Origin of the sequence: Pseudomonas maumuensis (assembly GCF_019139675.1) — a bacterium.
Lineage (GTDB): Bacteria > Pseudomonadota > Gammaproteobacteria > Pseudomonadales > Pseudomonadaceae > Aquipseudomonas > Aquipseudomonas maumuensis.
This window is the reverse complement of record NZ_CP077077.1, coordinates 3,035,475-3,060,453: the sequence shown is the minus strand read 5'-3', so window position 1 is coordinate 3,060,453 and position 24,979 is coordinate 3,035,475. Positions and strand designations below refer to the sequence as shown.

The 24,979-nt window shown below is 64.8% G+C and carries 20 protein-coding genes; 10 read left to right on the top strand and 10 right to left on the bottom strand.

Annotated features, from left to right (window positions below; genetic code table 11):
- Positions 1-37: 37 nt before the first annotated feature.
- Positions 38-283 (bottom strand): DUF2790 domain-containing protein, encoded by a 246-nt coding sequence (locus KSS90_RS13750; RefSeq protein ID WP_046855760.1) that lies wholly within the window; start codon positions 281-283, stop codon positions 38-40.
- A gap of 115 nt (positions 284-398) precedes the next feature.
- Here KSS90_RS13750 and KSS90_RS13745 point away from each other — a divergent pair, with 115 nt between their 5' ends.
- The gene (locus tag KSS90_RS13745; RefSeq protein WP_046855759.1) at positions 399-1,331 is read left to right on the top strand and encodes a LysR family transcriptional regulator; all 933 of its coding nucleotides are present in this window, start codon (positions 399-401) and stop codon (positions 1,329-1,331) included.
- Positions 1,332-1,341: 10 nt separating this feature from the next.
- Here KSS90_RS13745 and KSS90_RS13740 read toward each other — a convergent pair whose 3' ends face one another.
- From KSS90_RS13740 to KSS90_RS13730, 3 genes are all read right to left on the bottom strand, one after another.
- A complete protein-coding gene (locus KSS90_RS13740; RefSeq protein WP_217865993.1) occupies positions 1,342-1,650 on the bottom strand; it encodes a hypothetical protein in 309 nt (102 codons plus the stop codon).
- Positions 1,651-1,742: 92 nt separating this feature from the next.
- Entirely contained in the window at positions 1,743-3,047 is a 1,305-nt protein-coding gene (locus tag KSS90_RS13735; protein ID WP_217865992.1) for an MFS transporter, read from the bottom strand.
- Between the two features lie 298 nt (positions 3,048-3,345).
- Positions 3,346-4,011 (bottom strand): class I SAM-dependent methyltransferase, encoded by a 666-nt coding sequence (locus KSS90_RS13730; protein WP_217865991.1) that lies wholly within the window; start codon positions 4,009-4,011, stop codon positions 3,346-3,348.
- 103 nt (positions 4,012-4,114) lie between these two features.
- On the opposite strand from KSS90_RS13730, the gene KSS90_RS13725 reads away from it, so the two are divergent.
- Positions 4,115-4,867: a methyltransferase domain-containing protein gene (locus tag KSS90_RS13725; RefSeq protein ID WP_217865990.1), complete on the top strand. Its 753-nt coding sequence runs from the start codon at positions 4,115-4,117 to the stop codon at positions 4,865-4,867.
- 963 nt (positions 4,868-5,830) lie between these two features.
- Here the strand turns inward: KSS90_RS13725 and KSS90_RS13720 are convergent.
- The 6 genes from KSS90_RS13720 to KSS90_RS13695 all read right to left on the bottom strand — a co-directional run bounded on the left by KSS90_RS13720 (position 5,831) and on the right by KSS90_RS13695 (position 11,079).
- On the bottom strand, positions 5,831-6,613 hold the full coding sequence (locus tag KSS90_RS13720; RefSeq protein WP_302467760.1) for an amino acid ABC transporter ATP-binding protein: 783 nt from the start codon (positions 6,611-6,613) through the stop codon (positions 5,831-5,833).
- Between the two features lie 23 nt (positions 6,614-6,636).
- A complete protein-coding gene (locus KSS90_RS13715; RefSeq protein ID WP_217865989.1) occupies positions 6,637-7,881 on the bottom strand; it encodes an NAD(P)/FAD-dependent oxidoreductase in 1,245 nt (414 codons plus the stop codon).
- 15 nt (positions 7,882-7,896) lie between these two features.
- Positions 7,897-8,607 (bottom strand): ABC transporter permease, encoded by a 711-nt coding sequence (locus KSS90_RS13710; protein WP_217865988.1) that lies wholly within the window; start codon positions 8,605-8,607, stop codon positions 7,897-7,899.
- Positions 8,604-9,323, bottom strand: a complete 720-nt coding sequence (locus KSS90_RS13705; protein ID WP_217865987.1) for an ABC transporter permease — start codon at positions 9,321-9,323, stop codon at positions 8,604-8,606. The genes KSS90_RS13710 and KSS90_RS13705 overlap by 4 nt, the downstream gene beginning before the upstream one ends.
- 104 nt (positions 9,324-9,427) lie before the next feature.
- The gene (locus KSS90_RS13700; protein WP_217865986.1) at positions 9,428-10,180 is read right to left on the bottom strand and encodes a transporter substrate-binding domain-containing protein; all 753 of its coding nucleotides are present in this window, start codon (positions 10,178-10,180) and stop codon (positions 9,428-9,430) included.
- Positions 10,181-10,206: 26 nt separating this feature from the next.
- A complete protein-coding gene (locus KSS90_RS13695) occupies positions 10,207-11,079 on the bottom strand; it encodes a MurR/RpiR family transcriptional regulator (RefSeq protein WP_217865985.1) in 873 nt (290 codons plus the stop codon).
- A gap of 143 nt (positions 11,080-11,222) precedes the next feature.
- On the opposite strand from KSS90_RS13695, the gene KSS90_RS13690 reads away from it, so the two are divergent.
- The 8 genes from KSS90_RS13690 to KSS90_RS13655 all read left to right on the top strand — a co-directional run bounded on the left by KSS90_RS13690 (position 11,223) and on the right by KSS90_RS13655 (position 24,889).
- Positions 11,223-12,248, top strand: coding sequence for an Ldh family oxidoreductase (locus tag KSS90_RS13690; RefSeq protein WP_217865984.1), 1,026 nt, complete (start codon positions 11,223-11,225; stop codon positions 12,246-12,248).
- A 128-nt stretch (positions 12,249-12,376) separates the two neighbouring features.
- Positions 12,377-13,573, top strand: a complete 1,197-nt coding sequence (locus tag KSS90_RS13685; RefSeq protein ID WP_217865983.1) for an amino acid aminotransferase — start codon at positions 12,377-12,379, stop codon at positions 13,571-13,573.
- A gap of 197 nt (positions 13,574-13,770) precedes the next feature.
- A complete protein-coding gene (locus KSS90_RS13680; protein WP_217865982.1) occupies positions 13,771-15,051 on the top strand; it encodes a serine/threonine transporter in 1,281 nt (426 codons plus the stop codon).
- Positions 15,052-15,218: 167 nt separating this feature from the next.
- A complete protein-coding gene (gene tpx / locus KSS90_RS13675; RefSeq protein ID WP_217865981.1) occupies positions 15,219-15,719 on the top strand; it encodes a thiol peroxidase in 501 nt (166 codons plus the stop codon).
- A gap of 206 nt (positions 15,720-15,925) precedes the next feature.
- Entirely contained in the window at positions 15,926-17,206 is a 1,281-nt protein-coding gene (locus tag KSS90_RS13670) for an MdtA/MuxA family multidrug efflux RND transporter periplasmic adaptor subunit (RefSeq protein ID WP_217865980.1), read from the top strand.
- Entirely contained in the window at positions 17,203-20,301 is a 3,099-nt protein-coding gene (locus KSS90_RS13665; protein WP_217865979.1) for an MdtB/MuxB family multidrug efflux RND transporter permease subunit, read from the top strand. The genes KSS90_RS13670 and KSS90_RS13665 overlap by 4 nt, the downstream gene beginning before the upstream one ends.
- Entirely contained in the window at positions 20,298-23,408 is a 3,111-nt protein-coding gene (locus tag KSS90_RS13660) for a multidrug efflux RND transporter permease subunit (RefSeq protein ID WP_217865978.1), read from the top strand. The genes KSS90_RS13665 and KSS90_RS13660 overlap by 4 nt, the downstream gene beginning before the upstream one ends.
- Positions 23,405-24,889 (top strand): efflux transporter outer membrane subunit, encoded by a 1,485-nt coding sequence (locus tag KSS90_RS13655; RefSeq protein WP_217865977.1) that lies wholly within the window; start codon positions 23,405-23,407, stop codon positions 24,887-24,889. Before KSS90_RS13660 ends, KSS90_RS13655 begins: the two co-directional genes overlap by 4 nt.
- Positions 24,890-24,979 lie beyond the last annotated feature (90 nt).

Below are 24,979 nucleotides of genomic sequence, written 5' to 3'. Positions count from 1 at the left end.
CACTTTCAGCAAGATGGCTGGTATTTTTGCCACGGGGTTAAAGCTGCGAGCAGTTACCCATCTGGCGGTAGTCGACTTCGCGGGTCTGGCCCTGGTGGTCGACGTAGACCATGTGCGCGGTGCCGACCTGGCAATCGGCGTCGTTGCTGGCCGGAGTGATCGAAATGACCTTGGCGATGTCCAGCGGCATGCCGTACTCATAGGTGCTGGGGCTGTTGTCGGCGAAGGCGCCGAACGAGGCGAGGGTGGCGCTGAGGGCGAGCAGGGCAATCGAACGTTTCATGACAGGTACCTCATTTATTGCGGATAACTAATGATCCATTCATTTGTGTTTCACAATAAATGGGCTATCCCGTGATAGATTCCTGCCTTTCATGTATGAATGAGGGTGCCTGCCCATGGACATGCTGCATGCGATGCGAACCTTCGCCCGGGTAGTGGAATGCGGCAGCTTCGCCGGGGCGGCCCAGGCCCTGGATATTTCTGCCGCGCAGGTGTCGCGGATCGTCGCCGAGCTGGAGAACCAGCTGCAGACCCGCCTGTTGCACCGCACCACCCGGCGCCTGCGCATGAGCGAGGCGGGCGAGCGCTTTCTCGAGCGCACCCGGCAGATCATGCTACTCACCGAGGAGGCGGTGGACGAGGCGCGCGGCGCCCACCTCACGCCCCGTGGCCGCCTGCGCTTCCATTGCACCCATGGCCTGGGGCTGTTGATGATGCCGCTGGTGGCGCGCTACAACGCGACCTGTCCGGAAGTGGTGATGGAGCTGACCCTTTCGCAGCGCAACCCCGACCCGCTGGCCGAGGGGCATGACGTGGTGATCACCATCGGCCAGGGCCTGCCGGACTCGCAACTGATCGCCATACCGCTGGGCAGCATCCACAGCATCCTGTGCGCATCCCCGGATTACCTTGCCCGTCACGGCGTACCCGAGCGCCCCGAGGACTTGCACGGGCACGTCTGCCTGCGCACCGTCGACCCGCTGTTCGAGGAGGATTGGTCGTTCGAAGGCCACCCCGACAATTGCGTGATCGTGCCCCAGGACACCTTCCTCACCAACGTCGCAGACGCCATGCTCAAGGCCACCGAGCTGGGCATGGGGGTCGGCCTGCTGCCGTATTACTCGGCGAGCCAGGCCATGCAGGAGGGGCGCCTGTGCCGCTTGCTGGCGCCGCATCGGCTGCGCCAGCGTGAGATCTATGCGATTTATCCGTCACGGCATTACCTGGATGCCAAGGTGCGTACCTGGCTGGACTTCCTCAAAGAGCAGCTGCCGTTGTTGTTCGCCGAGCACCAGCGCGTGGTGGACGAGCCCCGATACTGGCGGTGAAGGCCGTGCGTCACCGGCTGTCCTGATCCTCGGCGCTGCCACCAGAGGCCCCGGCGCCGCTGCCGGTGGCTTCTCCGGTACTGTTGGAGCCGCCAGCGGCACCGTCGGCGGCGTCAGAGTCGGTACCGGTGTCACTGCTGTCGTTATCCTTGCCACCGGGGCTGTTTACGCTGCTGCCTTCACCGGCGGTCTTGCCTTGCTCGGACGTGTGCTCTTTGTGCGTGCCGCTGCCGTTCATGTCGGTTGCTGCGAGGGCGAGGGTGGCGGTGCTGCCCAGCATCAGGGCCAGCAGCAAGGCGAGGGGACGTGGATTGACCATGATGAATCTCCTGTCGGATGACTGTCATGGTTGGGCTATCACGGCGGCGCCAAGGTGCCCGTCAAGCGACGGGCGGTCCTTGGCGTCTGCCGTCAGTGTGCGTCAGGGCGAGGCGCCTGTTGGCCGGGCGTGGCATCCATCGCCTCCAGCGTCGGGTGCTCCTGCGCTGCGTGCATCAGGTCTTCGGTCACCCGCAGTTCCGCGCCGGTTGGCGAGAAGGTCGCCGTGGGTGCGAAGGGCGCCGGATGTTCAGGGGCCGGACGCTTGCCGCGGCGCCAGAGGAAGAACCCGACCATGGCCAGGTTGATCACGGCGAAGGCCCAGAACAGCCCGACTTCGCCATAAGCGGTCATCATCGGCGAAATGGCCAGCGGGGCCATGGCCGAGCCCAGCGAGTTGATCAGCAGCAGCCCCTGGATCATCGGCACCAGCGCGTCGGCCGGAGCGCGGTCGGCGGCGCTGCTGACTGCCACCGGATACAACGCGAACACGCCGCCGCCGAGCAGGAACAGCAGTGCCGGCAGCAGCACGGTGTCGGCTGGCAGCAGCACGATCAATACCGACAGCACGGTACACAGGGCGGCCAGGGCGATCAGCACATCCTGGCGATCCTTGCGGTCGGACCAGCGCCCGACCGGATACTGCAGCAGCATGGCGCCGAGGATCACCCAGGCCATCATGTCGCCGGTCTCGCCGACGTCCAGGCCGATGCGTTGCAGGTACAGCGGCAGCAAGGCATAGATCCCGGCGATGGCGACCCCCGAGCCGAAGCAGCCGACCAGCCCGGTCGGCGCCACGCCCAGCAGTTGCCGCGGTTTGAGCGGCTCGACCTGATCCAGCAGTGGCGATACCCGGGGCAGGATTACGATCGGCAGCACCGACAGCGTGGCGAGCATGCCGGCGACCATGAACGGCGCGGTCTCGCCCCAGCCAGTGACCTCGCCCAAGGCGGCCTGGGCGATCACCCCGGCACCGTAGAAGGCGATCATGTACAGCGCCAGCAGACGCCCGCGGATCTTTGCGTCACCGGCCAGCAGCAGCCAGCTCTCGATCACCAGGAACACGCCGACCGCCGCCCAGCCGTTGACCAGCCGCAGCACGAACCACCAGGTGGTGTCGTAGAACAGGCCCTGCAGCAGGATGGTGGCGCCGATCAAGGCGGCGAAGCTGCTGTAGGCACGGATATGACCGATGCGCAGGATCAGCCGGTCGTTGAAGATCGCGCCCAGGGTCAGGCCGATGAAGTAGGCCGAGGACACTACGCCGATCATGGTCGCCGATTCGCCGGCGGCGCCCAGGCGCAGGGTGGTCAGGGAAGACAGCACGCCATTGCCCAGGGCAATGATGAACAGGCCGAGCAGGGGTGCCAGCGCCATCGCCAGCAAACGCACAGACATAGTTACCTCAAGGTTGAAAAGAGCTCAGAAGCACCTTTTCGGCTGCACGTGGCGGACAGCGACGTACAGTGCGGCCTGGGGCGGGATGCGAGCTTGGCAAGAGTCAACCGCGGGGCCTGTTGGGTGGAGGCCGGGCGGGGCGGTTGAGCCTGTGGCACATGCGCGATGTGTGAGGCACGGACGCGGTCTTTGCGGGGGCTTGCCACCGGTTGGGGCGACGGGCGAAAAGGAGGCGGGATTTTACGGCCTGTACAGGATTTGCCAAGAGGGAAAAGGCTGCGACGAGAGGCCGCAGGGGTCAGGCCGCTTTGCGCGTGACCAGCAGCAGGGATTGCGGCACCTGGCTCTGCGGATGTTGCGGCTCCTGCAGTTCGACCAGGTCAAAGCCCGCCAGCTCCAGCGCCTTGAGCCAGCTGCCGAGGGTGCGGAAGTACCATGGCATCGGGCGCCAGTCGCCGGTGAACCCGACGAATGACTCCTCGCGCCAGCCATCCTGGTAGTTGCCGGCGGCTGCCGTCCAGGGGTGCAGGGTTTGGATCAGCAGCGTGCCGTCGGGCTGCAGCAGATCTCGCATGGCCGTAAGCAGGGGAATGATGTCTTGCTGGAGCAGGGCGAAGTTGGCGCAGATCAGCTCATGATCGTGGCCGATGCCCGGCACGCCTGCGATCACTTGTTCATAGCTGGCCAGGTGGACCTGCGCCGAACCCGCTTCGCGTGCGGCGGCGACCAGGGTCGCATCGCCATCCACCCCGACCGTATCGATGCCCCTTGCGGCCAGGGCACGGAGCAGCCAACCCTCGCCGCAGCCCAGATCCAGCACCCTACTAGGCTGGTGGCCGAGCACGGCCAGGAGTATCGCCTGGTCGGTGACCTGGCGGCGGGATTCGATGGAGCCGGAGCGTACCGCCTCGATCCAGGCCTGGGCATTGTGCCGCCAGCTGTCCAGCAGTGGGTCGGTAACCATGGGTATGCTCGGGGCCTAGGGTGGTGGGTGGCTGTAGCATAGGCCAGTCTTGTGCGCATGCCCTTTTGCTCTGCACACTGGTCTCCTTGCGAAGGAGCATGGCATGGCACTTGCGAAAGCGGATTTCACCACGCGCCTGCTGGTCGACGCGGGCATTGGCCCCGGTATGCGCGTGCTCGATGTCGGTTGTGGCAGTGGCGATGTGAGCTGGCTGCTGGCCGGCCTGGTAGGCGAGGACGGCGCGGTGGTGGGTATCGACCGGGCGGCTGGCGCCCTGGAGGTCGCGCGCCAGCGTGAAAGCCGCAAAGGGGCGGCGCTACCTGAGTTCGTGGCTGCCGAGCTGTGCGCGTTGCCCGCGCCCCTGGGGTTGTTCGACGCCATTGTCGGGCGACGGGTACTGATGTACCAGGCGGACCCGGTCAAGGCGTTGCGCGCGTTGGCCCGGTGTCTGCTGCCAGGCGGGCTGATGATCTTCCAGGAGCACGATGGCAGCCTGGCTCCGGCCAGCCAGGCGTCATTCCCCTTGCACCACAAGGCCCAGCAATGGTTGCGGCGCATGCTTGCCCATGAGGGGGCGGACCTGAATATCGGCTTCAATCTGCATCGCCTGTTCAGCGAGGCGGCGCTGATGGTCGAGGACCTGCGTGCCGAATGCCTGGTGCAGACGCCCGACGACGCCTACCCGCTGGGTGAGATCATCCGCGCTTGCCTGCCGCGGATCATCGCCCATGGCGTGGCCACGGCGCGGCAGGTGGGGATCGACACATTGCAGGCACGCCTGGATGCCGAGCGGCTACGGTCGCAGGACATCTACATCGGCGATATCGCCTTCGGTATTTGTGCGCGTAAGCGGTGAATCATGTAGTTAACTTGCGTGAGGTGTGCGTGGTGTTGAGTTAGTGTGGTGGCTGAAGTATTTTTAATATTAAAGTGCCAAGCAAAAACTTATACTTCTTGCTCTTGCTTCTAAGCGCGCGATAGTTCAGGCGACACAAATTGCGACTTCAGGAGGCCGAACGGAGGGCTTGCGCAGGGAGGTGACGGGCATGGATGCCCGTCAAGCGCCGATCAGGCCATGGATGGCCCGTCGGCGCGTCCTCCCGGAGCGAGCCCGGAGTGAGGGGACCCCGGAGCGCAGCGTAGGGGCCGTATGAACGGAGCCGAACGGTTTTGCCTCCTTTTCCCACGATGTATGGACTTGAGACATCGCTGACACATGTGCGTCGACATGGCGAATGAATGCGCATATAACTTTTAAAACACACGCTGTGTAAGTCAAAGTCAAAGTCAAAGTCAAAGTCAAAGTCAAAGTCAAAGTCAAAGTCAAAGTCAAAGTCAAATGCGATTGGTGTGGGTTTTAACAGGTGTAAGTGCATTCATTTGCTATACTGACGCATATTCACCCTTTCGCCACCCGGCGAGTCACTTTTTGTCAAACGCGACAAAAAGTAACCAAAAAACGCTGCGCTCCATTCATCCGGCCCTCCGCTTCGCTCCGGGTTCCCTCACTCCGGCCTTGCTCCCGGGAGGACCGCGCTGAACGCCCCATCCTGGGGCGCAGCGCTTGACGGGCATCCATGCCCGTCACCTCCCTCCGCAAGACCTGCGTTCGGCCTCCTGAAGTCGCGAAGTTACGGGCGGCGCCTGGGCTGGCGCAGCTGTCGCTAGTAACTACGCAGTTAATCTTGCGATCAAGATCAAGATCAAGATCAAGATCAAGATCAAGATCAAGATCAAGATCAAGATCATCATCTATCGCATCGCTGTCTTGCAGGAGAGTCGGCCAGGCTTGCATATATCTGAATAGGACCACGAACCGCTAATGCAGAATCTGCTTCAAAAACGCCTGTGCCCGCGCCGTCCTGGGCTGGCCGAAGAACACCTCCGGTGAAGAGTCCTCGATGATCTGCCCACCTTCGAGAAACAACACCCGCTCCGCCACCTGCCGAGCAAAGCCCATCTCATGGGTCACGCAGAGCATGGTCATGCCGGTGCCGGCCAACTGCACCAGTACATCCAGCACCTCGGCCACCATCTCCGGGTCGAGCGCCGAGGTCGGCTCGTCGAACAGCATGATCCTGGGCTTCATGCACAGCGCCCGGGCGATTGCCACTCGCTGCTGCTGGCCGCCCGAGAGCTGGCTGGGGTACTTGTGCGCCTGGCTCTCGATACCCACCTTGCTCAGGTACGACCGCGCCCGCTCCTCGGCCTCCCGGCGTGACAGGCCGCGCACGCTCATCGGTGCCAGCAGGCAATTGTCGAGCACGCTCATGTGCGGGAACAGGTTGAAGTGCTGGAACACCATGCCGATCTCGCTGCGCACCTTGGCGGCCTCACGGCCGGTGCTGGCAAGGTCGGTGCCAGCCACGCGGATGCTGCCTTGCTGGGCGATCTCCAGGCGGTTGATGCAGCGGATCAGTGTCGATTTTCCCGAGCCCGAGGGGCCGCAAAGGACGATCCGCTCGCCCTCGCGCACCGACAGGTCGATATCGTGCAGCACATGGAACGCGCCGTAATGCTTGTTCAGACCTTCGATGCGGATCAGCTCCGGGCGTGGATCGGGGGCAGGGTGCAGGCTGGCAAGGCTCAAAGGTGCGGTCATCTTGTTGTTCTCCCGCTCAAGGTTCAGGTGAAGCGTACGGCGCTGTAGGGCGCAGGGTCGGTGAAGGGACGCTCGCCGGTCATCAACTCCGCCAGCAGGCGGCCGCTGACCGGGCCCAGCGTCAGGCCATGGTGGGCATGGCCGAAGTTGAACCACAGGTTCCTGTGCAGCGGTGCTGGGCCAATCACTGGACGCATGTCCGGCAGGCAGGGGCGGCGGCCTAGCCAGGGCGTGTCGTCCAAACGCTCTCCCAGCGCCGGGAACAGCTTGCGCGCCAGGGCCTCGCAGCGGCGCAATTGAATCTCGTTGGCCGGGGCGTCGCTGGCGGCGAACTCGATGCCGGTGGTAAGGCGCACGCCTTGGGCCATCGGTGCCAGGACATAGCCGCCCTGGGTATCGCAGATCGAGTGGCCCAAGACGGCGCCGTCGCGGGTCGCGTAGTGCATGTGGTAGCCGCGCTTGATGCCCAGTGGAAAGCGGTAGCCCAGCCGCTCGTAGAGGTCGGCCGACTGCGGGCCGAGGCAGGCCACCACCTCGTCGGCGGTCACCCTGCCGCGACGGCTGTCCAACTGCCAGCCGGCCTCGACTTGGCGCAGGCTGCGCGCATCGCCATGGAGGAACTGCCCGCCACGCTGGACGAATAGCGCGGCGTAGCCACGGGTCAGGCCTCCTGGGTTGCTTACCGTCTTCGGGTCGAGCCAGTGAATGCCGCCGATCACATCACCGTCCAGCTGCTGTTCGCGGGCCTGTAGTTGTTCGCGTTCGAGGATCTCGTACCGCAGGCTGTAGCGGGCCAACCCCTTCAGATCGTGCTTGGCCTGTTCGAACAGCGCGGCGTCACGGTATACCTCGATCCAGCCCTTGGCCTCTACCAGCGCCTGCAGCCCGGCGGCCTCGATCAGCGCATCGTGTTCCTCGACGCTGCGCTGCACCAGCGGCAGCATGTCGGCAGCGGCCTTGGCCAGGCGTTCGGGGGCGGACTGACGCCAGTAACTGAGCAGCCACGGTGCAGCTTTGGGCAGATACGACAGGCTGTAGCGCACGTCCGATTGGCGGTTCAGGCCGTAGCGCAGCAGGGCGCCAAGCTGGCGCGGGAAGGCATAGGGGATCACGCTGGAACGCTCGATCAGCCCGGCGTTGCCATGGCTGGTGCCGCTGCCGGGCTCGTCGCGGTCGATAAGGATTACCTGGCGTCCGCGGGCCTGCAGGTGCAGGGCGGTGCTGACACCGACGATGCCGGCGCCCAGGACGATGGTCTGGCAATGCATGGAGGTTTCCTTCAATCAGTTCAGGTGGCGGCCCAATCGGGCCTCCAGGTGTTTCAGGGTGCGCCGGACCACCTCGACGATCAGCAGGTAGAGCACCGCCGCCCACAGGTAGATCTGGAAGTCGAAGCTGCGTGAGAAGGCCAGCTTGGCCACCCCCATCAGGTCGTAGATCGTCACCAGCGAGGCAATGGCGCTGGCCTTGATCATCATGATCAGCTCGTTGCCCAGCGGGCCGATGGCCACCAGCAGCGACTGTGGCAAAACTACCTTGAAGAAGGTGGTCGAGCGCTTGAGGTTCAGGGCTTTGGCCGCCTCGTACTGGCCCGGCGCAACCGCCATCAGGCTGGCGCGGAAGATCTCGGCCTGATAGGCCGCCGTGTTGAGGGTGAAGGCGAGCAGGGCGCAGTACCAGGCCTCGCGGAAGAACCACCAGAGGCCCAGCTCCTGCCAGAAACCCTTGAGCGAACCCAGCCCGTAGTACAGCAGGAACAGCTGGGCCAGCAGCGGTGAACCGCGGAAGAAATACCCGTAGCCAGCCGCCAGGCGCCGCAGCACGCGGCTCGGTGACATCGGCGCCAGCGCCAGGAGCATGCCCAGCAGCGCACCGAGGGTGAACGAGATCGCCACCAGCTTGGCAGTGACCAGCAGGCCATCGACGAAACGCGCGCCGTAACGGTCCAGCAGGTCCGGGTCGAGCACGTAGGCCAGCAGTTGCTCCAGGCTCATGGGCGGACTCCTTGCAGGTGGCGATTGCTGCGCCGCTCGAGCAGGGCGAAGACCCTGCCCGACAGCGCCGAGAACAGCAGGTAGACCAGGCAGGCGACGCCGTAGAACAGCATCGGCTCCTTGGTCACGCTGACCGCGAGGTTGGTCTGGCGCATCAGGTCGATCAGCGAGATGGTCGAGACCAGCGAGGTGTCCTTGAGCAGGCTCAGCCAGTTGTTCGACAGGCCCGGCAGGGCGATGCGGGTCAGTTGCGGCAGCACCACCTTGAAGAACCCGGTGCGCTTGCCCAGGCCCAAGGCCGCGCAGGCCTCCAGTTGGCCCTTGGGCAGGGTCTTGAAGGCCATCAGCCAGATTTCGCTGGAGAACGCGGCGAACACCAGGCTGAAGGCGACCATCGCGGCGAGGAAGGTGTTGATCAGCACCTCGCCCTCGTAGCCCAGTGCGGCGAGGATCTTCTGCGCGGCGATCTGGCAGCCGTAATAGATGATCAGCAGGGTGAGCAGTTCGGGCAGGCCGCGGAACACCGTGGAAAAGGTGGTGGCCCAGGCCCGTGGCAGGCGTTTGCGCGAGCGCGCGGCGATTGCCACCAGCAGGCCCAGTGGCAGGCCGATGGGCAGGCAGGCCAGGGCCAGCGACACGGTCACCAGCGCGCCGGCCAGCAGCGCCTGGCCCCAGCCGCCGCTGGCGAAGGAGAGCAGCGAGAGTTGATCGAGCATGGTTAACCCCCAGGATACATGCGACCCCGTGGGAGTGGGCTTGCCCCGCGATAGCACCTGGTTGACGAAGGACGCCATCGCGGGGCAAGCCCGCTCCCACGAGATTACTGGTAGATATCGAAGGCGAAATACTTGCTCGCGATCTTCTGGTAGGTGCCATTGGCGACGATCGCCGCCAGTGCCTCGTTCAGCCGCACGCGCAGGGCGTCGTCGTCCTTGCGCACGGCAATCGCCGCATCGGCCTTGGTGCCGTCGACGTCGCCGAGGATCTTGCAGCAGTCCTTGCCGTTCTTGTTCAGCCATTCGTGCAGCGGGAACTTGTCGGCGATTACCCCGTCCAGGCGCCCGGCGGCAAGGTCGGCGTTGGCCTCGTCCAGGGTCGGGTACAGCTTCACGTCCGCACCGGCCTTGCCGTACACATCCTCGGCGTAGATCGCCTGGGTCGAGGCGGACTGGGCGCCGACCGTGTAGCCCTTGAAGTCGGTCTGCGCGTCGCTGATCTTGCTGTCCTTGGCGACCGCCACGGTCAACGGGGTGCGGTAGTAGCGGTCGGTGAAGGCGATCTTGCGGCGTCGTTCCTCGGTGTCGATCATCGAGGCCACCACCGCGTCGTACTTGCGCGCCATCAACGCCGGAATGATGCCTTCCCAGTCCTGGGCCACCAGGCTGCACTCGACCTTCATCTGTTCGCACAGGGCATGGGTGATGTCGATGTCGAAGCCGTGCAGCTTGTTGTCGGCGTCGACGTAATTGAAGGGGGGATATGCGCCTTCAGTGGCAAAGCGCAGGGTCTCGGCACTGGCGTGGCCCGCCAGCAGCAGGGCGCACGCACCCACCACAGCCATGGTTCCTTTCATCTCGCACCTCGGTCATCGCACTCTTGCTATTGTTGTTTGCCCGCCGGCCACGAGGTGTAGCCGACGAACTCGTTATGTAGAGCGGCTGTTGCTTCCAAGCGTTTTTCAACATCCGGTCCGAGCTGCTTGCAGACCTCGTTGACCATCAGGTGTACCCACGACAGCATGGTCGCGGTGGATTCCCAGAACAGGTTGAATTCGGTGGGGATGCGGAACACCTCGTCGGCGTTGGCATCGGCCCAGTCACAGAAGGTGTCGGTGACCAGGGTTACCGGGATGCCCAACGCACGCGCCTTGTGGCACAGCTGCTGGGCGTGGCGCGAATAGCGGCGAGCTTCGAATACCACCAGCGCGCAGTCCTGCGGTTGCCCCAGCAGTACCTCGCCGAAATGCCCGGCGCTGCCATCGACCAACTGCACGCCGTCGCGCAGGTACTGCAGCAGGTGGCTCATGCACATGGCCACGCCACGCTCGGTCTGAAAGCCAGCGACGAATACCCGCGGTTTGTCGGCCAGGCGCCGAGCGACCTGTTGCCAGGTCTCGCCGCGGCTGTATTCATGCACGCGCACCAGCGCGGCCATTTCCAGCTCCAGGCTGCCTGAGCGCTGGTCGTCCTCGGGTTGCTGGCGAAACGCCTGCAGGCGGTCGCCGGCCAGCCACGGGCCGTCACCCAGGTCGTTCTGCAGGTCCTGTTTGAGAGCCTTGAGGTGGGCATAGCCCAGGGCGCGACAGAAGCGGCCGACGCTCGATTCGCTCACGCCCAGCTTGGCGGCGATGCTGGCCGAGGTCTGGAAGGGCAGCTCATGGAGGTTGGCGAGCATGTAGCTGGCGATCTGGCGGCCCGAAGCGGCAGCGGTGTGCAGGCTGCTTTCCAGGCGTTGCTTGATCGATTGGCTCATGGTCGGTTCCGGTTGATTTCTGGCGTGGAAGCCAAAATGGCTGTTTTCTGTCATCAAGTCAATATTTGACAGATAGCTGTCATTGGCGGGAAAGTCTGTGCAGTTGCGCTGTAGCGATTCCAATTCCAAGAAAGGAGCTCCAGATGTCTTCACCTTCCACCGACCCTGTCGTGCGTGTGCCTTTTACCGAGCTGCAGGCATTGCTGCAGTCGATCTTCGAGCGTCATGGCTGCAGCGCGACGGTGGCCGCCGTGCTCGCCCACAACTGCACCAGCGCCCAGCGCGACGGCGCCCACAGTCATGGGGTGTTCCGTATTCCCGGTTATGTCTCGACCCTGGCCAGTGGCTGGGTCGATGGCCGCGCCGAGTCGCAGGTAACCGACCTGGCACCAGCCTATGTGCGAGTCGATGCCAAGGGCGGCTTTGCCCAACCGGCACTGGCCGCAGCCCGCCCGCTGCTGGTGGAGAAGGCGCGCAGCGCAGGCATCGCGGTGCTGGCGATTCACAACTCGCACCATTTCGCCGCGCTGTGGCCGGATGTCGAGCCATTCGCCGAGGAAGGCCTGGTGGCCCTGAGCGTGGTCAACAGCATGACCTGCGTGGTGCCCCATGGTGCGCGCGAGCCGCTGTTCGGTACCAACCCCATCGCGTTTGCCGCGCCTTGCGCGGGGCATGACCCGATCGTCTTCGACATGGCCACCAGCGCCATGGCCCATGGCGATGTGCAGATCGCCGCGCGGGCGGGTGAGCAGCTGCCGCCGGGCATGGGTGTGGATGCCGATGGCCAGCCAACCACCGACCCCAAGGCGATTCTCGAGGGCGGCGCCTTGCTGCCGTTCGGCGGACACAAGGGTTCGGCGCTGTCGATGATGGTCGAGCTGCTGGCGGCGGCGCTGACGGGAGGCAATTTCTCCTGGGAGTTCGACTGGTCCGGTCACCCGGGAGCCAAGACTCCCTGGACCGGCCAGTTGATCATCGTGATCGACCCGAGCAAGGCCGAGGGCGAGCGCTTTGCACTGCGAAGCCGCGAACTGGTGGAGCAGATGCAGGCCGCCGGATTGGCGCGGATGCCCGGTGAGCGGCGTTACCGCGAGCGTGAAGTGGCCGCACGGGAAGGAGTGGCGCTGACCGAACGGGAACTGACCGAGCTCGAGGCGCTGGCCGGCTGAGCCGTCAGCTCGTGGCTTGCACCCCTGCATCGACTCCTTGCACACCGGTGATGTTCCTCGCGCTCCACTGCGGGTATCCTCGCCTGAGCCTTTCCTGAACTGTCCTGATTTCCAAGGAGCTGCACGCTGTGTTCAAACATGTCGATGCCTATGCCGGCGACCCGATTCTCTCGCTGATGGAAACCTTCAAGGCCGACCCGCGCGCCGACAAGGTCAACCTGAGTATCGGTCTGTACTACGACGAAGCCGGCGTGGTGCCGCAATTGGGGGCGGTGGCCGAGGTGGAGAAACGCCTGGCCGACCAGCCCCATGAAGCCTCACTGTACCTGCCGATGGAAGGCCTGGCCGCCTATCGCCAGGCGATCCAGGCGCTGCTGTTCGGCACGGACCACCCGGCCGTGGCCGATGGGCGCGTGGCCACCGTGCAGACCGTCGGCGGCTCCGGCGCGCTGAAAGTCGGCGCCGACTTCCTCAAGCGATATTTCCCCGACTCCGAGGTGTGGGTGAGCAACCCGACCTGGGACAACCACCGGGCAATCTTCGAAGGTGCGGGTTTCAAGGTTCACAGCTACCCCTATTTCGACACCGTCACCCGCGGCGTCGATTTTGCCGGCATGCTGGCGGCCCTGCAGACCCTGCCGGCGAACAGCATCGTCCTGCTGCACCCTTGCTGCCACAACCCCACCGGGGTCGACCTGGAGCAGCAGCAGTGGCAGCAGGTGGTCGAGGTGGTCAAGGCGCGCCAGCTGATTCCGTTCCTCGATATCGCCTACCAGGGCTTCGGCGCAGGCCTTGAGGAGGATGCCTACGCCATCCGCGAGATGGCCCGTGCCGGCGTGCCGTGCCTGGTCAGCAACTCGTTCTCGAAGATCTTCTCGCTGTACGGCGAGCGGGTAGGGGGGCTGTCGGTGGTCTGTGACGATGCCGCCACCGCCTCCAGCGTGCTTGGCCAGCTCAAGGCCACCGTGCGCCGCAACTACTCCAGCCCGCCCGCGTTCGGCGCCCAGCTGGTGGCCGGTGTGTTGGGCGATGCCGCGCTCAATGCCCAATGGGCGGTGGAAGTGGAGGTGATGCGCAAGCGCATCCTCGACATGCGCCAAGGCCTGGTCGACCTGCTCGGCGAACTGCTGCCGGGCCAGGACTTCCAGTTCTTCCTGCGCCAGCGCGGCATGTTCAGCTACACCGGCTTCAGCGTCGAACAGGTGCGCCGTCTGCGTGACGAGTTCGGCGTGTATCTCATCGACAGCGGTCGGGTGTGCATGTCCGGGCTGCGTCCGGCCAACCTGCGCCAGGTGGCCGAGGCATTCGCCGCCGTTCAGCGGTAACCTGCCTGGGGCCGCTGTGCGGCCCCATACAGCACAACCTGCTTGTAAAGACAAGTGCAACCGTCCCTCGGGTAGGGCTTCCACAAGTGCAACCTTTGCATGCACAATCGCGCCCCTCTTCCCCGGTTGAGTTGGGCGAATCGTCTATTTCGCCATTCTCAGCCTGTTGCAGTCTTGCGAGTGGAGCTTCACCCGGAATGAATGAGCAGGCCCCAAGCGTTGAACAACGCTTTGTAGAATCGACCCCCGCCACCCTCGGCAGCTGGTCGCGTCAAGACACCACCTGGATGCTGGGCCTGTTCGGCACGGCCATCGGCGCCGGAACCCTGTTCCTGCCCATCAACGCCGGCCTTGGCGGTTTCTGGCCGCTGCTGGTCCTGGCCTTGCTGGCCTTCCCGATGACCTACTTCGCCCACCGCGGGCTGACCCGCTTCGTGCTCTCGGGCAGCAAGGACGGCGATATCACCGACGTGGTCGAGGAGCATTTCGGCATCACCGCAGGCGCGTTGATCACCGTCCTGTACTTCTTCGCCATCTTCCCGATCCTGCTGATCTATAGCGTGGCGCTGACCAACACCGTCAGCAGCTTCATGGAGCACCAGCTGCATATCGCGCCGCCGCCGCGGGCGATCCTGTCGTTCGTGCTGATCCTCGGCTTGCTGGCCATCGTGCGCTGCGGCGAACAGGCCACGGTCAAGGTCATGAGCCTGCTGGTGTATCCGTTCATCGTCGCCCTGGCGTTGCTGGCCCTGTACCTGGTGCCGCATTGGACCGGCGGCATCCTCGACACCGCCACCCAGGTGCCGTCCGGCTCGGCCTTCCTGCACACCGTGTGGCTGGCCATCCCGGTGATGGTGTTCTCGTTCAACCACTCGCCGATCATCTCGGCCTTTGCCGTTGACCAGAAGCGCCGCTACGGCGAACACGCCGACGAGCGCAGTGGCCAGATCCTGCGCCGCGCCCACCTGCTGATGGTGCTGATGGTGCTGTTCTTCGTGTTCAGCTGCGTGCTGACCCTGAACAGCGCCCAGCTGGCCGAAGCCAAGGCGCAGAACCTGTCGATCCTGTCGTACCTGGCCAACCACTTCGAGCAGCCGGCCATCGCCTTCGCCGCGCCGCTGATCGCCTTCATCGCCATCGCCAAGTCGTTCCTGGGCCATTACATCGGTGCCAGCGAAGGCCTCAAGGGCATGATCGTCAAGTCCGGCATGCGCCCGGGCGCCAAGGCCCTGGACCGTATCGTCGCCGCGCTGATGCTGGTGGTGTGCTGGATCGTCGCCACCCTCAACCCGAGCATCCTCGGCATGATCGAATCCTTCGGCGGCCCGATCATCGCGGTGCTGCTGTTCCTGATGCCGATGTACGCCATTCGCCGCGTGCCGTCGATGCGCAAGTACAGTGGTGCGCTGTCCAACCTGTTCGTGGTGGTGGTCGGCCTGGTGGCCTTGACCTCGGTGGTGTACGGCCTGCTGGCCTGAACGGCCTCCATGTAGGACAAACGCCCGGGTCGACGCCAGTCACCCGGGCGTTTGTCTACAGGAATTGCCCAAACGTAGGACAATTTCATTTTTGCCCATAGGCACTTGTGCTGCTTCATGCTTAACTCTGGATCCTTTTCAACCCTACCCACATAAGGATTTCCGCCATGGCCCAAGTGACTCTCAAAGGCAACCCGGTTCAAGTCAAAGGCGAACTGCCGAAAGCGGGTACCCAGGCACCTGCTTTCTCCCTGGTGGCTGGCAACCTGGCCGACACGTCGCTCAAGGACTTCGCCGGCAAGCGCAAGGTGCTGAACATCTTCCCAAGCGTCGACACCCCGACCTGCGCCACCTCGGTGCGCAAGTTCAACGCCCAGGCCAATGACCTGGCCAACACCGTGGTGCTGTGCATCTCCGCCGACCTGCCGTTCGCCCAGGCGCGCTTCTGTGGCGCCGAAGGCCTGGAGAACGTGCAGAATCTGTCGACCCTGCGTGGCCGCGAGTTCCTGGAGAACTACGGCGTGGCAATCGCCGACGGCCCGCTGACCGGCCTGGCCGCCCGTGCCGTAGTGGTACTGGATGAAAACGACAAGGTGTTGCACGCCGAGCTGGTGGGCGAGATCGCCGACGAGCCGAACTATGAAGCGGTGCTGGCTGCTCTGAAGTAAGTGATGTTGGGGCTGCTGCGCAGTCCCACGGGTTACACCCTGTAACGGCCTGGACCCTGTTCCAGGCCGTTTTCATTTAAAGTTCACCCCTTTGCCAACGTCAGCCGAAGGTAAAGCACTGGTAAAGCCCCTTTGCTAAAACGATGCCAGTGCTTATCGTTCACGCTCTCCATGCCGTCTATCTCTGAACAAGGTTCGTTCGACCCATGCAAGCCTCCAATTCCCGTTCCCCTCGTCGCTGGCTGTTCGGCCTGCTGATCCTGCTGCTGGTGGCCCTGTTGGCCTGGTGGCTGTGGCCCGCAACGACTGCCCATACAGAGGGTGGCGGGCATCGCCCGGGTAAAGGCATGGGCGGGCGGCCGGGTTTCGGCGCCTCCACCGAAGCGGTGCCGGTGCGCGTCGAGCCTGCGCGGGTGGGTGACTTCCCGCTGTATTACAAGGCCCTTGGCACCGTGACCGCGACCAACACGGTCAACGTGCGCAGCCGGGTGGCCGGCGAGCTGGTGAAGATCCACTTCAAGGAAGGCCAGCAGGTCAAGGCCGGCGACCTGCTCGCCGAGATCGACCCGCGCAGCTACCGCATCGCCTTGCAGCAGGCCGAAGGCACCCTGGCGCAGAACCAGGCGCAACTGAAGAACGCCCAGGTCGACCTGGCCCGTTATAAAGGCCTGTACGCCGAAGACAGCATCGCCAAGCAGACCCTGGACACCGCCGAGGCGCAGGTCGGGCAGTTCCAGGGGCTGGTCAAGACCAACCAGGCGCAGGTCAACGACGCACGCCTGAACCTGGAGTTCACCCAGATCCGTGCGCCGATCAGCGGTCGCCTGGGCCTGCGCCAGCTGGACCTGGGTAACCTGGTGGCCGCCAACGACACCACGGCGCTGGTGATCATCACCCAGACCGAGCCGATCAGCGTCGCCTTCACCTTGCCGGAAACTCAGCTCGACACCGTGCTGGCCCGCTACCGCACTGGCGCGAGCCTACCGGTCGAGGCCTGGGACCGTGGCGACCAGAAACTGCAGTCCACCGGCGTGCTGGGCAGCCTCGACAACCAGATCGACACCGCCACCGGTACCCTGAAGTTCAAGGGCACCTTCCAGAACACCGACCATGCGCTGTTCCCCAACCAGTTCGTCAATGTGCGCCTGCTGGCCGACACCCTGAAGCAGGTGGTACTGGCCCCGGCCGCGGCCATCCAGTTCGGCAATGACGGCACCTTCGCCTATGTGGTCAACGCCGAGAACACCATCAACATCCGCCCGCTCAAGGTCGGTGCCAGCGATGGTGAGAACAGCGTGATCCTCGAGGGCCTGGCCGCCGGTGACCGCCTGGTGCTGGAAGGCACCGACCGTCTGCGCGAAGGCTCCAAGGTCGAGGTGGTCGAAGACAGCTCGCAAGTGCCGACCACCCCCGGCCAGCACCTGCAGGGGCAGGGCGCCAAGGGCTCGGCGCAGACCGGTGAACCAGGCTCCAAGGCGGGCGCATGAACCTCTCGCGCCTGTTCATCCTGCGGCCGGTCGCCACCACGCTGAGCATGCTGGCCATCGTCCTGGCCGGCCTGATCGCCTATAAGCTGCTGCCGGTGGCGGCCTTGCCCCAGGTCGACTACCCGACCATCCGCGTTATGACCCTGTACCCCGGCGCCAGCCCCCAGGTGATGACCAGCGCCGTCACCGCGCCACTGGAGCGCCAGTTCGGCCAGATGCCGGGCCTCGAGCAGATGGCCTCGACCAGCTCCGGCGGCGCCTCGGTGCTGACCCTACGCTTCAACCTCGACATGAACATGGATGTCGCCGAGCAGCAGGTACAGGCCGCGATCAACGCCGCCAGCAACCTGCTGCCCAGCGACCTGCCGGCGCCACCGGTGTACAACAAGGTCAACCCGGCCGACACGCCGGTGCTGACCCTGGCCATCTCCTCCAAGACCATGCCGTTGCCCAAGCTCAACGACCTGGTCGACACCCGCGTGGCGCAGAAGATCGCCCAGATCAGTGGCGTCGGCATGGTCAGCATCGCCGGTGGCCAGCGCCAGGCGGTGCGGATCAAGGTCAACGTCGATGCCTTGGCGGCCAATGGCCTCAACCTGGACGACGTGCGCACCCTGATCGGCGCTTCCAACGTCAACCAGCCCAAGGGCAACTTCGATGGCCCGACCCGGGTGTCGATGCTCGACGCCAACGACCAGCTACGCTCGCCGGCCGAGTACGCCAACCTCATCCTCAAGTACAACAATGGCGCGCCGCTGCGTCTGAAGGACGTCGCTGAGATCGTCGACGGCGCCGAGAACGAGCGCCTGGCCGCCTGGGCCAACCAGAACGAGGCGGTGCTGCTGAACATCCAGCGCCAGCCCGGCGCCAACGTCATCGAGGTGGTCGACCGGATCAAGGAGCTACTGCCGTCGATCACCGACAACCTACCGGCGGGCCTCGACGTCAGCGTCCTCACCGACCGCACCCAGACCATCCGCGCCGCTGTGCGCGACGTGCAGCACGAGTTGCTGTTCGCCATTGCCCTGGTGGTGATGGTGACCTTCCTGTTCCTGCGTCGGGTCTCGGCCACGATCATCCCGTCGATCGCCGTGCCGCTGTCGCTGATCGGCACCTTCGGGGTGATGTACCTGGCCGGCTTCTCGGTCAATAACCTCACGCTGATGGCCCTGACCATCGCCACCGGTTTCGTGGTGGACGATGCCATCGTCATGCTGGAGAACATCTCCCGGCATATAGAAGAGGGCGAGACACCGCTGCAAGCCGCGCTCAAGGGCGCGAAACAGATCGGTTTTACCTTGATATCGCTGACCTTCTCGCTGATCGCGGTATTGATCCCGCTGCTGTTCATGGCCGATGTGGTCGGGCGCCTGTTCCGCGAGTTCGCCATCACCCTGGCGGTGGCCATCCTGATTTCCCTGGTGGTATCGCTGACCTTGACGCCGATGATGTGCGCCCGCTTGCTCAAGCGCGAGCCCAAGGAGGAGGAGCAGGGCCGCTTCTACCGTGCCAGCGGCGCCTGGATCGACTGGCTGATCAAGCACTACGGCACGGCGTTGACCTGGGTGCTCAAACGCCAGCCGTTGACCTTGCTGGTGGCCGTGGCCACCTTGGCATTGACCGTTGTGCTCTACCTGATGGTGCCCAAGGGCTTCTTCCCGGCCCAGGACACCGGGGTCATCCAGGGTATTTCCGAAGCGCCGCAGTCGACCTCGTTCGCCGCCATGAGCGAGCGCCAGCAGGCCCTGACCGAGGTGATCCTGCAGGACCCGGCGGTACAGAGCCTGTCTTCCTACATCGGTGTGGATGGCGATAACGCCACCCTCAACAGCGGCCGCCTGCTGATCAACCTCAAGCCCCATGGTGAGCGCGACGTGACGGCATCCGAGGTGATCAACCGGTTGCAGCCGCAGCTCGACAAACTGGTCGGCATCCGCCTGTTCATGCAGCCGGTGCAGGACCTGAGCATCGAGGACCGGGTCAGCCGCACCCAGTACCAGTTCAGCCTCAGCTCGCCGGATGCCGACATGCTCGCCGAGTGGAGCGGCAAGCTGGTGCAGGCACTGAAGGACCGCCCGGAGCTGCAGGACGTGGCCAGCGACCTGCAGGACAAGGGCCTGCAGGTGTACCTGGTGATCGACCGCGACATGGCCAGCCGCCTCGGCATCACCGTGGCGCAGATCACCAACGCCCTGTACGACGCCTTCGGCCAGCGGCAGATCTCGACCATCTACACCCAGGCCAGCCAGTACCGTGTGGTGCTGCAGTCGCAGACTGCGGCCAGCCTCGGCCCGCAGGCCCTGGAGGCGGTCCACGTCAAGGCCGCCGACGGCGGCCAGGTGCGCCTGTCGGCCCTCGCGCGCATCGAGCAGCGCCAGGCCCAGCTGGCCATCTCGCACATCGGCCAGTTCCCGGCGGTGATGATGTCGTTCAACCTGGCCCACGGCGCGTCGCTGGGCGAGGCGGTCAAGGTGATCGAACAGGTGCAGCAGGACATCGGCATGCCGATCGGCGTGCAGACCCGTTTCCAGGGTGCCGCCGAGGCGTTCCAGGCTTCGCTGTCGAGTACCTTGCTGCTGATCCTCGCCGCCGTGGTGACCATGTACATCGTGCTCGGGGTGCTCTACGAGAGCTACATCCACCCGGTGACCATCCTTTCCACGCTGCCCTCGGCGGCGGTAGGGGCCTTGCTGGCGCTGCTGCTCAGCGGCAACGACCTGGGCATGATCGCCATTATCGGCATCATCCTGCTGATCGGCATCGTCAAGAAGAACGCGATCATGATGATCGACTTCGCCCTCGAGGCCGAGCGCCATCAGGGCATGAGCCCGAGTGATGCGATCTACCAGGCGGCGCTGCTGCGCTTCCGGCCGATCCTGATGACTACCCTGGCTGCGCTGTTCGGCGCGGTGCCGCTGATGCTCGCCACCGGTTCCGGCGCCGAGCTGCGCCAGCCGCTGGGCCTGGTGATGGTCGGCGGCCTGCTGGTGAGTCAGGTGCTGACCCTGTTCACCACACCGGTCATCTACCTGTACTTCGACCGCCTGGCACGTCGCTGGCGCCCGGTTGACGATGCGCGGCAGGCCGAAGCATGAACCTGTCCGCACCGTTCATTCGCCGGCCGGTAGCCACCATGCTGCTGAGCCTGGCGATCATGCTGCTGGGTGGGGTGAGCTTCGGCCTGCTGCCGGTGTCGCCGCTGCCGCAGATGGATTTCCCGGTGATCGTGGTGCAGGCCAGCCTGCCCGGCGCCAGTCCCGAGGTCATGGCGTCAACCGTGGCCACGCCGCTGGAGCGCAAGCTCGGCGCCATTGCCGGCGTCACCACCCTGACCAGCAGTTCCAACCAGGGCTCGACCCGAGTGATCATCGGCTTCGAGCTGGGCCGCGACATCGATGGCGCGGCACGCGAGGTACAAGCGGCGATCAATGCCACCCGCAACCTGCTGCCCAGTGGCATGCGCAGCATGCCCACCTACAAGAAGATCAACCCGTCCCAGGCACCGATCATGGTGCTGTCGCTGACCTCGCAGGTGCTGTCCAAGGGCAAGCTGTACGACCTGGCCGACACCATCCTGTCCCAGAGCCTGGCCCAGGTCAGTGGGGTAGGGGAGGTGCAGATCGGCGGCAGTTCGCTGCCTGCGGTGCGCATCGAGCTCGAGCCGCAGTTGCTCAACCAGTACGGTCTGTCCCTGGACGATGTGCGTACTGCCGTGGCCAACGCCAACCAGCGCCGGCCCATGGGTTTCGTCGAGGACAGAGAACGCAACTGGCAGGTGCGTGCCAACGACCAGCTGGAAAAGGCCGAGGACTACAAGCCCATCGTCATCCGCCAGCAGAATGGCTCGATCCTGCGCCTGTCGGACGTGGCCAAGGTCAGCGATGGCGTGGAGAACCGCTACAACAGCGGCTTCTTCAACGACGAGAGCGCGGTGCTGCTGGTGGTCAACCGCCAGACCAACGCCAACATCATCCAGACCGTCGAGCAGATCAAGGCCGAGCTGCCGGCGTTGCAGTCGCTGCTGCCGGCCAGCGTCAAGCTCAACGTGGCCATGGATCGCTCGCCGGTAATCAAGGCCACCCTGAAGGAGGCCGAGCACACCTTGCTGATCGCCGTGGTGCTGGTGATCCTGGTGGTGTACCTGTTCCTCGGCAACTTCCGCGCCTCGCTGATCCCCAGCCTGGCGGTGCCGGTGTCGCTGGTAGGCACCTTCGCGGTGATGTACCTGTGCGGGTTCTCGCTGAACAACCTGTCGCTGATGGCGCTGATCCTCGCCACCGGGCTGGTGGTGGACGATGCCATCGTGGTGCTGGAGAACATCTCCCGGCATATCGAGAAGGGCGAGAGCCCGATGCGCGCGGCCTACAAGGGCGCCCAGGAGGTTGGCTTCACCCTGCTGTCGATGAACGTCTCGCTGGTGGCGGTGTTCATCTCCATCCTGTTCATGGGCGGTATCGTGCGCGGGTTGTTCAAGGAATTCTCGATCACCCTGGCGGCGGCGATCATCGTCTCGCTGGTGGTATCGCTGACCCTGACGCCGATGCTCTGCTCGCGCTGGCTCAAGGTCCATGGCCCGCAACAGCAGACCCGCCTGCAACGCTGGAGCGACCGCATCCACCAACGCATGGTCGCCGGCTACGACCGGAGCCTGGGCTGGGCGCTGCGCCACAGGCGCCTGACCCTGCTCAGCCTGCTGGCCACCATCGTGCTCAACATCGCGTTGTACGTGGTGGTGCCCAAGACCCTGATGCCGCAGCAGGACACCGGCCAGCTGCAAGGCTTCATCCGTGGCGACGACGGCCTGTCGTTCACCGTGATGCAACCGAAGATGGAAATCTACCGCCGCGCCCTGCTTGCGGACCCGGCGGTGGAGAGCGTTGCCGGTTTCATCGGTGGCAACAGCGGCACCAACAACGCCTTCGTGCTGGTGCGCCTGAAACCGATAGCCGAGCGCAAGGAGAATGCGCAGAAGGTCATCGACCGCCTGCGCAAGGACCTGCCGAAGATCCCCGGCGGGCGCCTGTATCTGATGGCTGACCAAGACCTGCAACTCGGTGGCGGCGGTCGCGACCAGACCACCTCGCAGTACCTCTATACCCTGCAGAGCGGCGACCTGGCGGCTCTGCGCGAGTGGTTCCCCAAGGTCACCGCCGAGCTGCGTAAACTGCCCGAGCTTACCGCCATCGACGCCCACGACGGCGCCGGCACCCAGCAGGTGACTCTTGTTGTCGATCGTGACCAGGCCAAGCGCCTGGGCATCGACATGGACATGGTCACCGCGGTGCTCAACAACGCCTACAGCCAGCGGCAGATCTCGACCATCTACGACAGCCTCAACCAATACCAGGTAGTGCTGGAGATCAACCCGAAATACGCCTGGGACCCGAGCACCCTGGAGCAGGTGCAGGTGATCACCGCCGACGGCGCCCGGGTGCCGCTGTCGACCTTCGCCCGCTACGAGAACAGCCTGGCCAACGACCGCGTCAGCCACGAAGGGCAGTTCGCCTCCGAGGACATCTCGTTCGATGTCGCCGAAGGCTACAGCCCCGATCAGGCCCTGGCCGCGCTGGAGCGGGCGGTGGCCAAGCTTGGCCTGCCCGAATCGGTGATCGCCAAGCTAGGCGGCGACGCCGACGCCTTTACCAAGACCACCGAAGGTCAGCCGCTGATGATCCTCGGCGCCCTGGTGCTGGTGTACCTGGTGCTGGGCATTCTCTACGAAAGCTACATCCACCCGCTGACGATCCTCTCCACACTGCCCTCGGCCGGGGTCGGCGCCTTGCTGGCGCTGTACCTGACCGGTGGCGAGTTCAGCCTGATCTCGCTGCTGGGGCTGTTCCTGCTGATCGGCGTGGTGAAGAAGAATGCCATCCTGATGATCGACCTGGCCCTGCAGCTGGAGCGCCACGAAGGCCTGTCGCCGGAGGAGTCGATCCGCCGTGCCTGCCTGCTGCGCCTGCGGCCGATCCTGATGACCACCATGGCCGCGATCCTCGGCGCACTGCCGCTGCTGCTCAGCCGCGCCGAGGGCGCCGAGATGCGCCAGCCGCTGGGTCTGACCATTATCGGCGGCCTGGTGTTCAGCCAGATTCTCACCCTCTACACCACGCCTGTTGTCTACCTGTACCTCGATCGCCTGCGCCACCGGTTCAACCGCTGGCGCGGCGTGCGCACCGATGCTGCCCTGGATACCCCGCTATGAACTTTGCCCACACCCGAATCCATCGCACCCTCAGGCTGCTGACCCAGGGGCGCGGCTCGCGCCTGGTCAGCGCCGGGTTGTGCGTGGCCATGCTCAGCGCCTGTACCTTGAGCCCGGACTATCACCGCCCGGAGATCAGCACCCCGGCGCAGTTCAAGCAGGCCGAGGGCTGGACCCAGGCCAACCCGTCCGATGCCATCGCCCGCGGGGCATGGTGGGAGCTGTATGGCGACAAGCAGCTCGATGCCCTGGTGGAAGAGCTCAACCGCAGCAACCAGACGGTGGCGCAGTACGAAGCGCAGTACCGCCAGGCCCAGGCGCTGGTGCGCAGCAGCCGCGCCGCGCTGTTCCCCTCGTTGAACCTCACCGCTGGCAAGAACCGTTCGGCCCAGGGCACCGGGAGTTCCAGCTCGAGCCTGTCGAACAACAGCAGCGGTATCCGCAACACCTACAACGCGCAACTCGGCGTGAGCTGGGAGATCGACCTGTGGGGCAAGCTGCGTGAAGCCATGAACGCCAACGAGGCCAGTGCCGAGGCCAGCCTGGCCGATATGGCGGCCATTCGTCTGAGCCAGCAGTCGGAACTGGTGCAGAACTACCTGCAACTGCGGGTGATCGATGCGCAGAAGCGCCTGCTCGAGGCAACGGTAGCGGCCTATGAGCGGTCGTTGAAGATGAACGAGAACCAGTACCGCGCCGGGGTTGCCGGGCCGGATGCCGTAGCCCAGGCGCGTACCCAGCTCAAGAGCACCCAGGCCGACCTGATCGATCTGGCCTGGCAGCGCGCACAATACGAGAACGCCATCGCCGTGCTGATGGGCAAGGCACCGGCCGACTTCGCCCTGGCCGCAAGCGGCGACATTCCGGCGTTGCCGCCGGTGCCGGTGTCGCTGCCGTCGCAGTTGCTCGAGCGCAGGCCCGATATCGCCTCGGCCGAGCGCAAGGTCATGGCGGCCAACTCCAATATCGGTGTCTCCCGGGCGGCGTACTTCCCCGACCTGTCCCTGAGCATGAATGGCGGGTATTCCAGCAGCAGTTTCAACAACTGGATCGAGCTGCCCAACCGCTATTGGTCCGTCGGCCCGCAGTTGGCGTTGACGCTGTTCGATGCCGGCAAGCGCAGCGCAGAGGTGGACCGCACGGTGGCGGTGTACGACCAGACCGTGGCGCAATACCGGCAGACGGTGCTCGATGGGTTCAAGGAGGTGGAGAACTACCTGGTGCAGCTCAAGGTGTATGGCGACGAAGCCGTTGTCCGGCAGGAAGCGCTCGAGGCGGCGCGGGAGTCGTTGCGCTTGACCGAGAACCAGTACAAGGCCGGGTTGATCGGCTACCTGGACGTGGTGAATGTGCAAACTACCGCGCTGAGCAGCGAGCGCAGCGTGTTGACGCTGTTGCAGGGGCGGTTGGTGGCGAGCGTGCAATTGATCGCGGCGCTCGGCGGTGGCTGGGACGCGCGGACGGAGTTGGCCGAGCAGTGACCTGTTATCGACGACTTTGCCCGTGACGCTGCACCGCATCACAGATCGTCATACAGCATGTGGCGTTCGCTCATTTCTCGTGCAAACTGT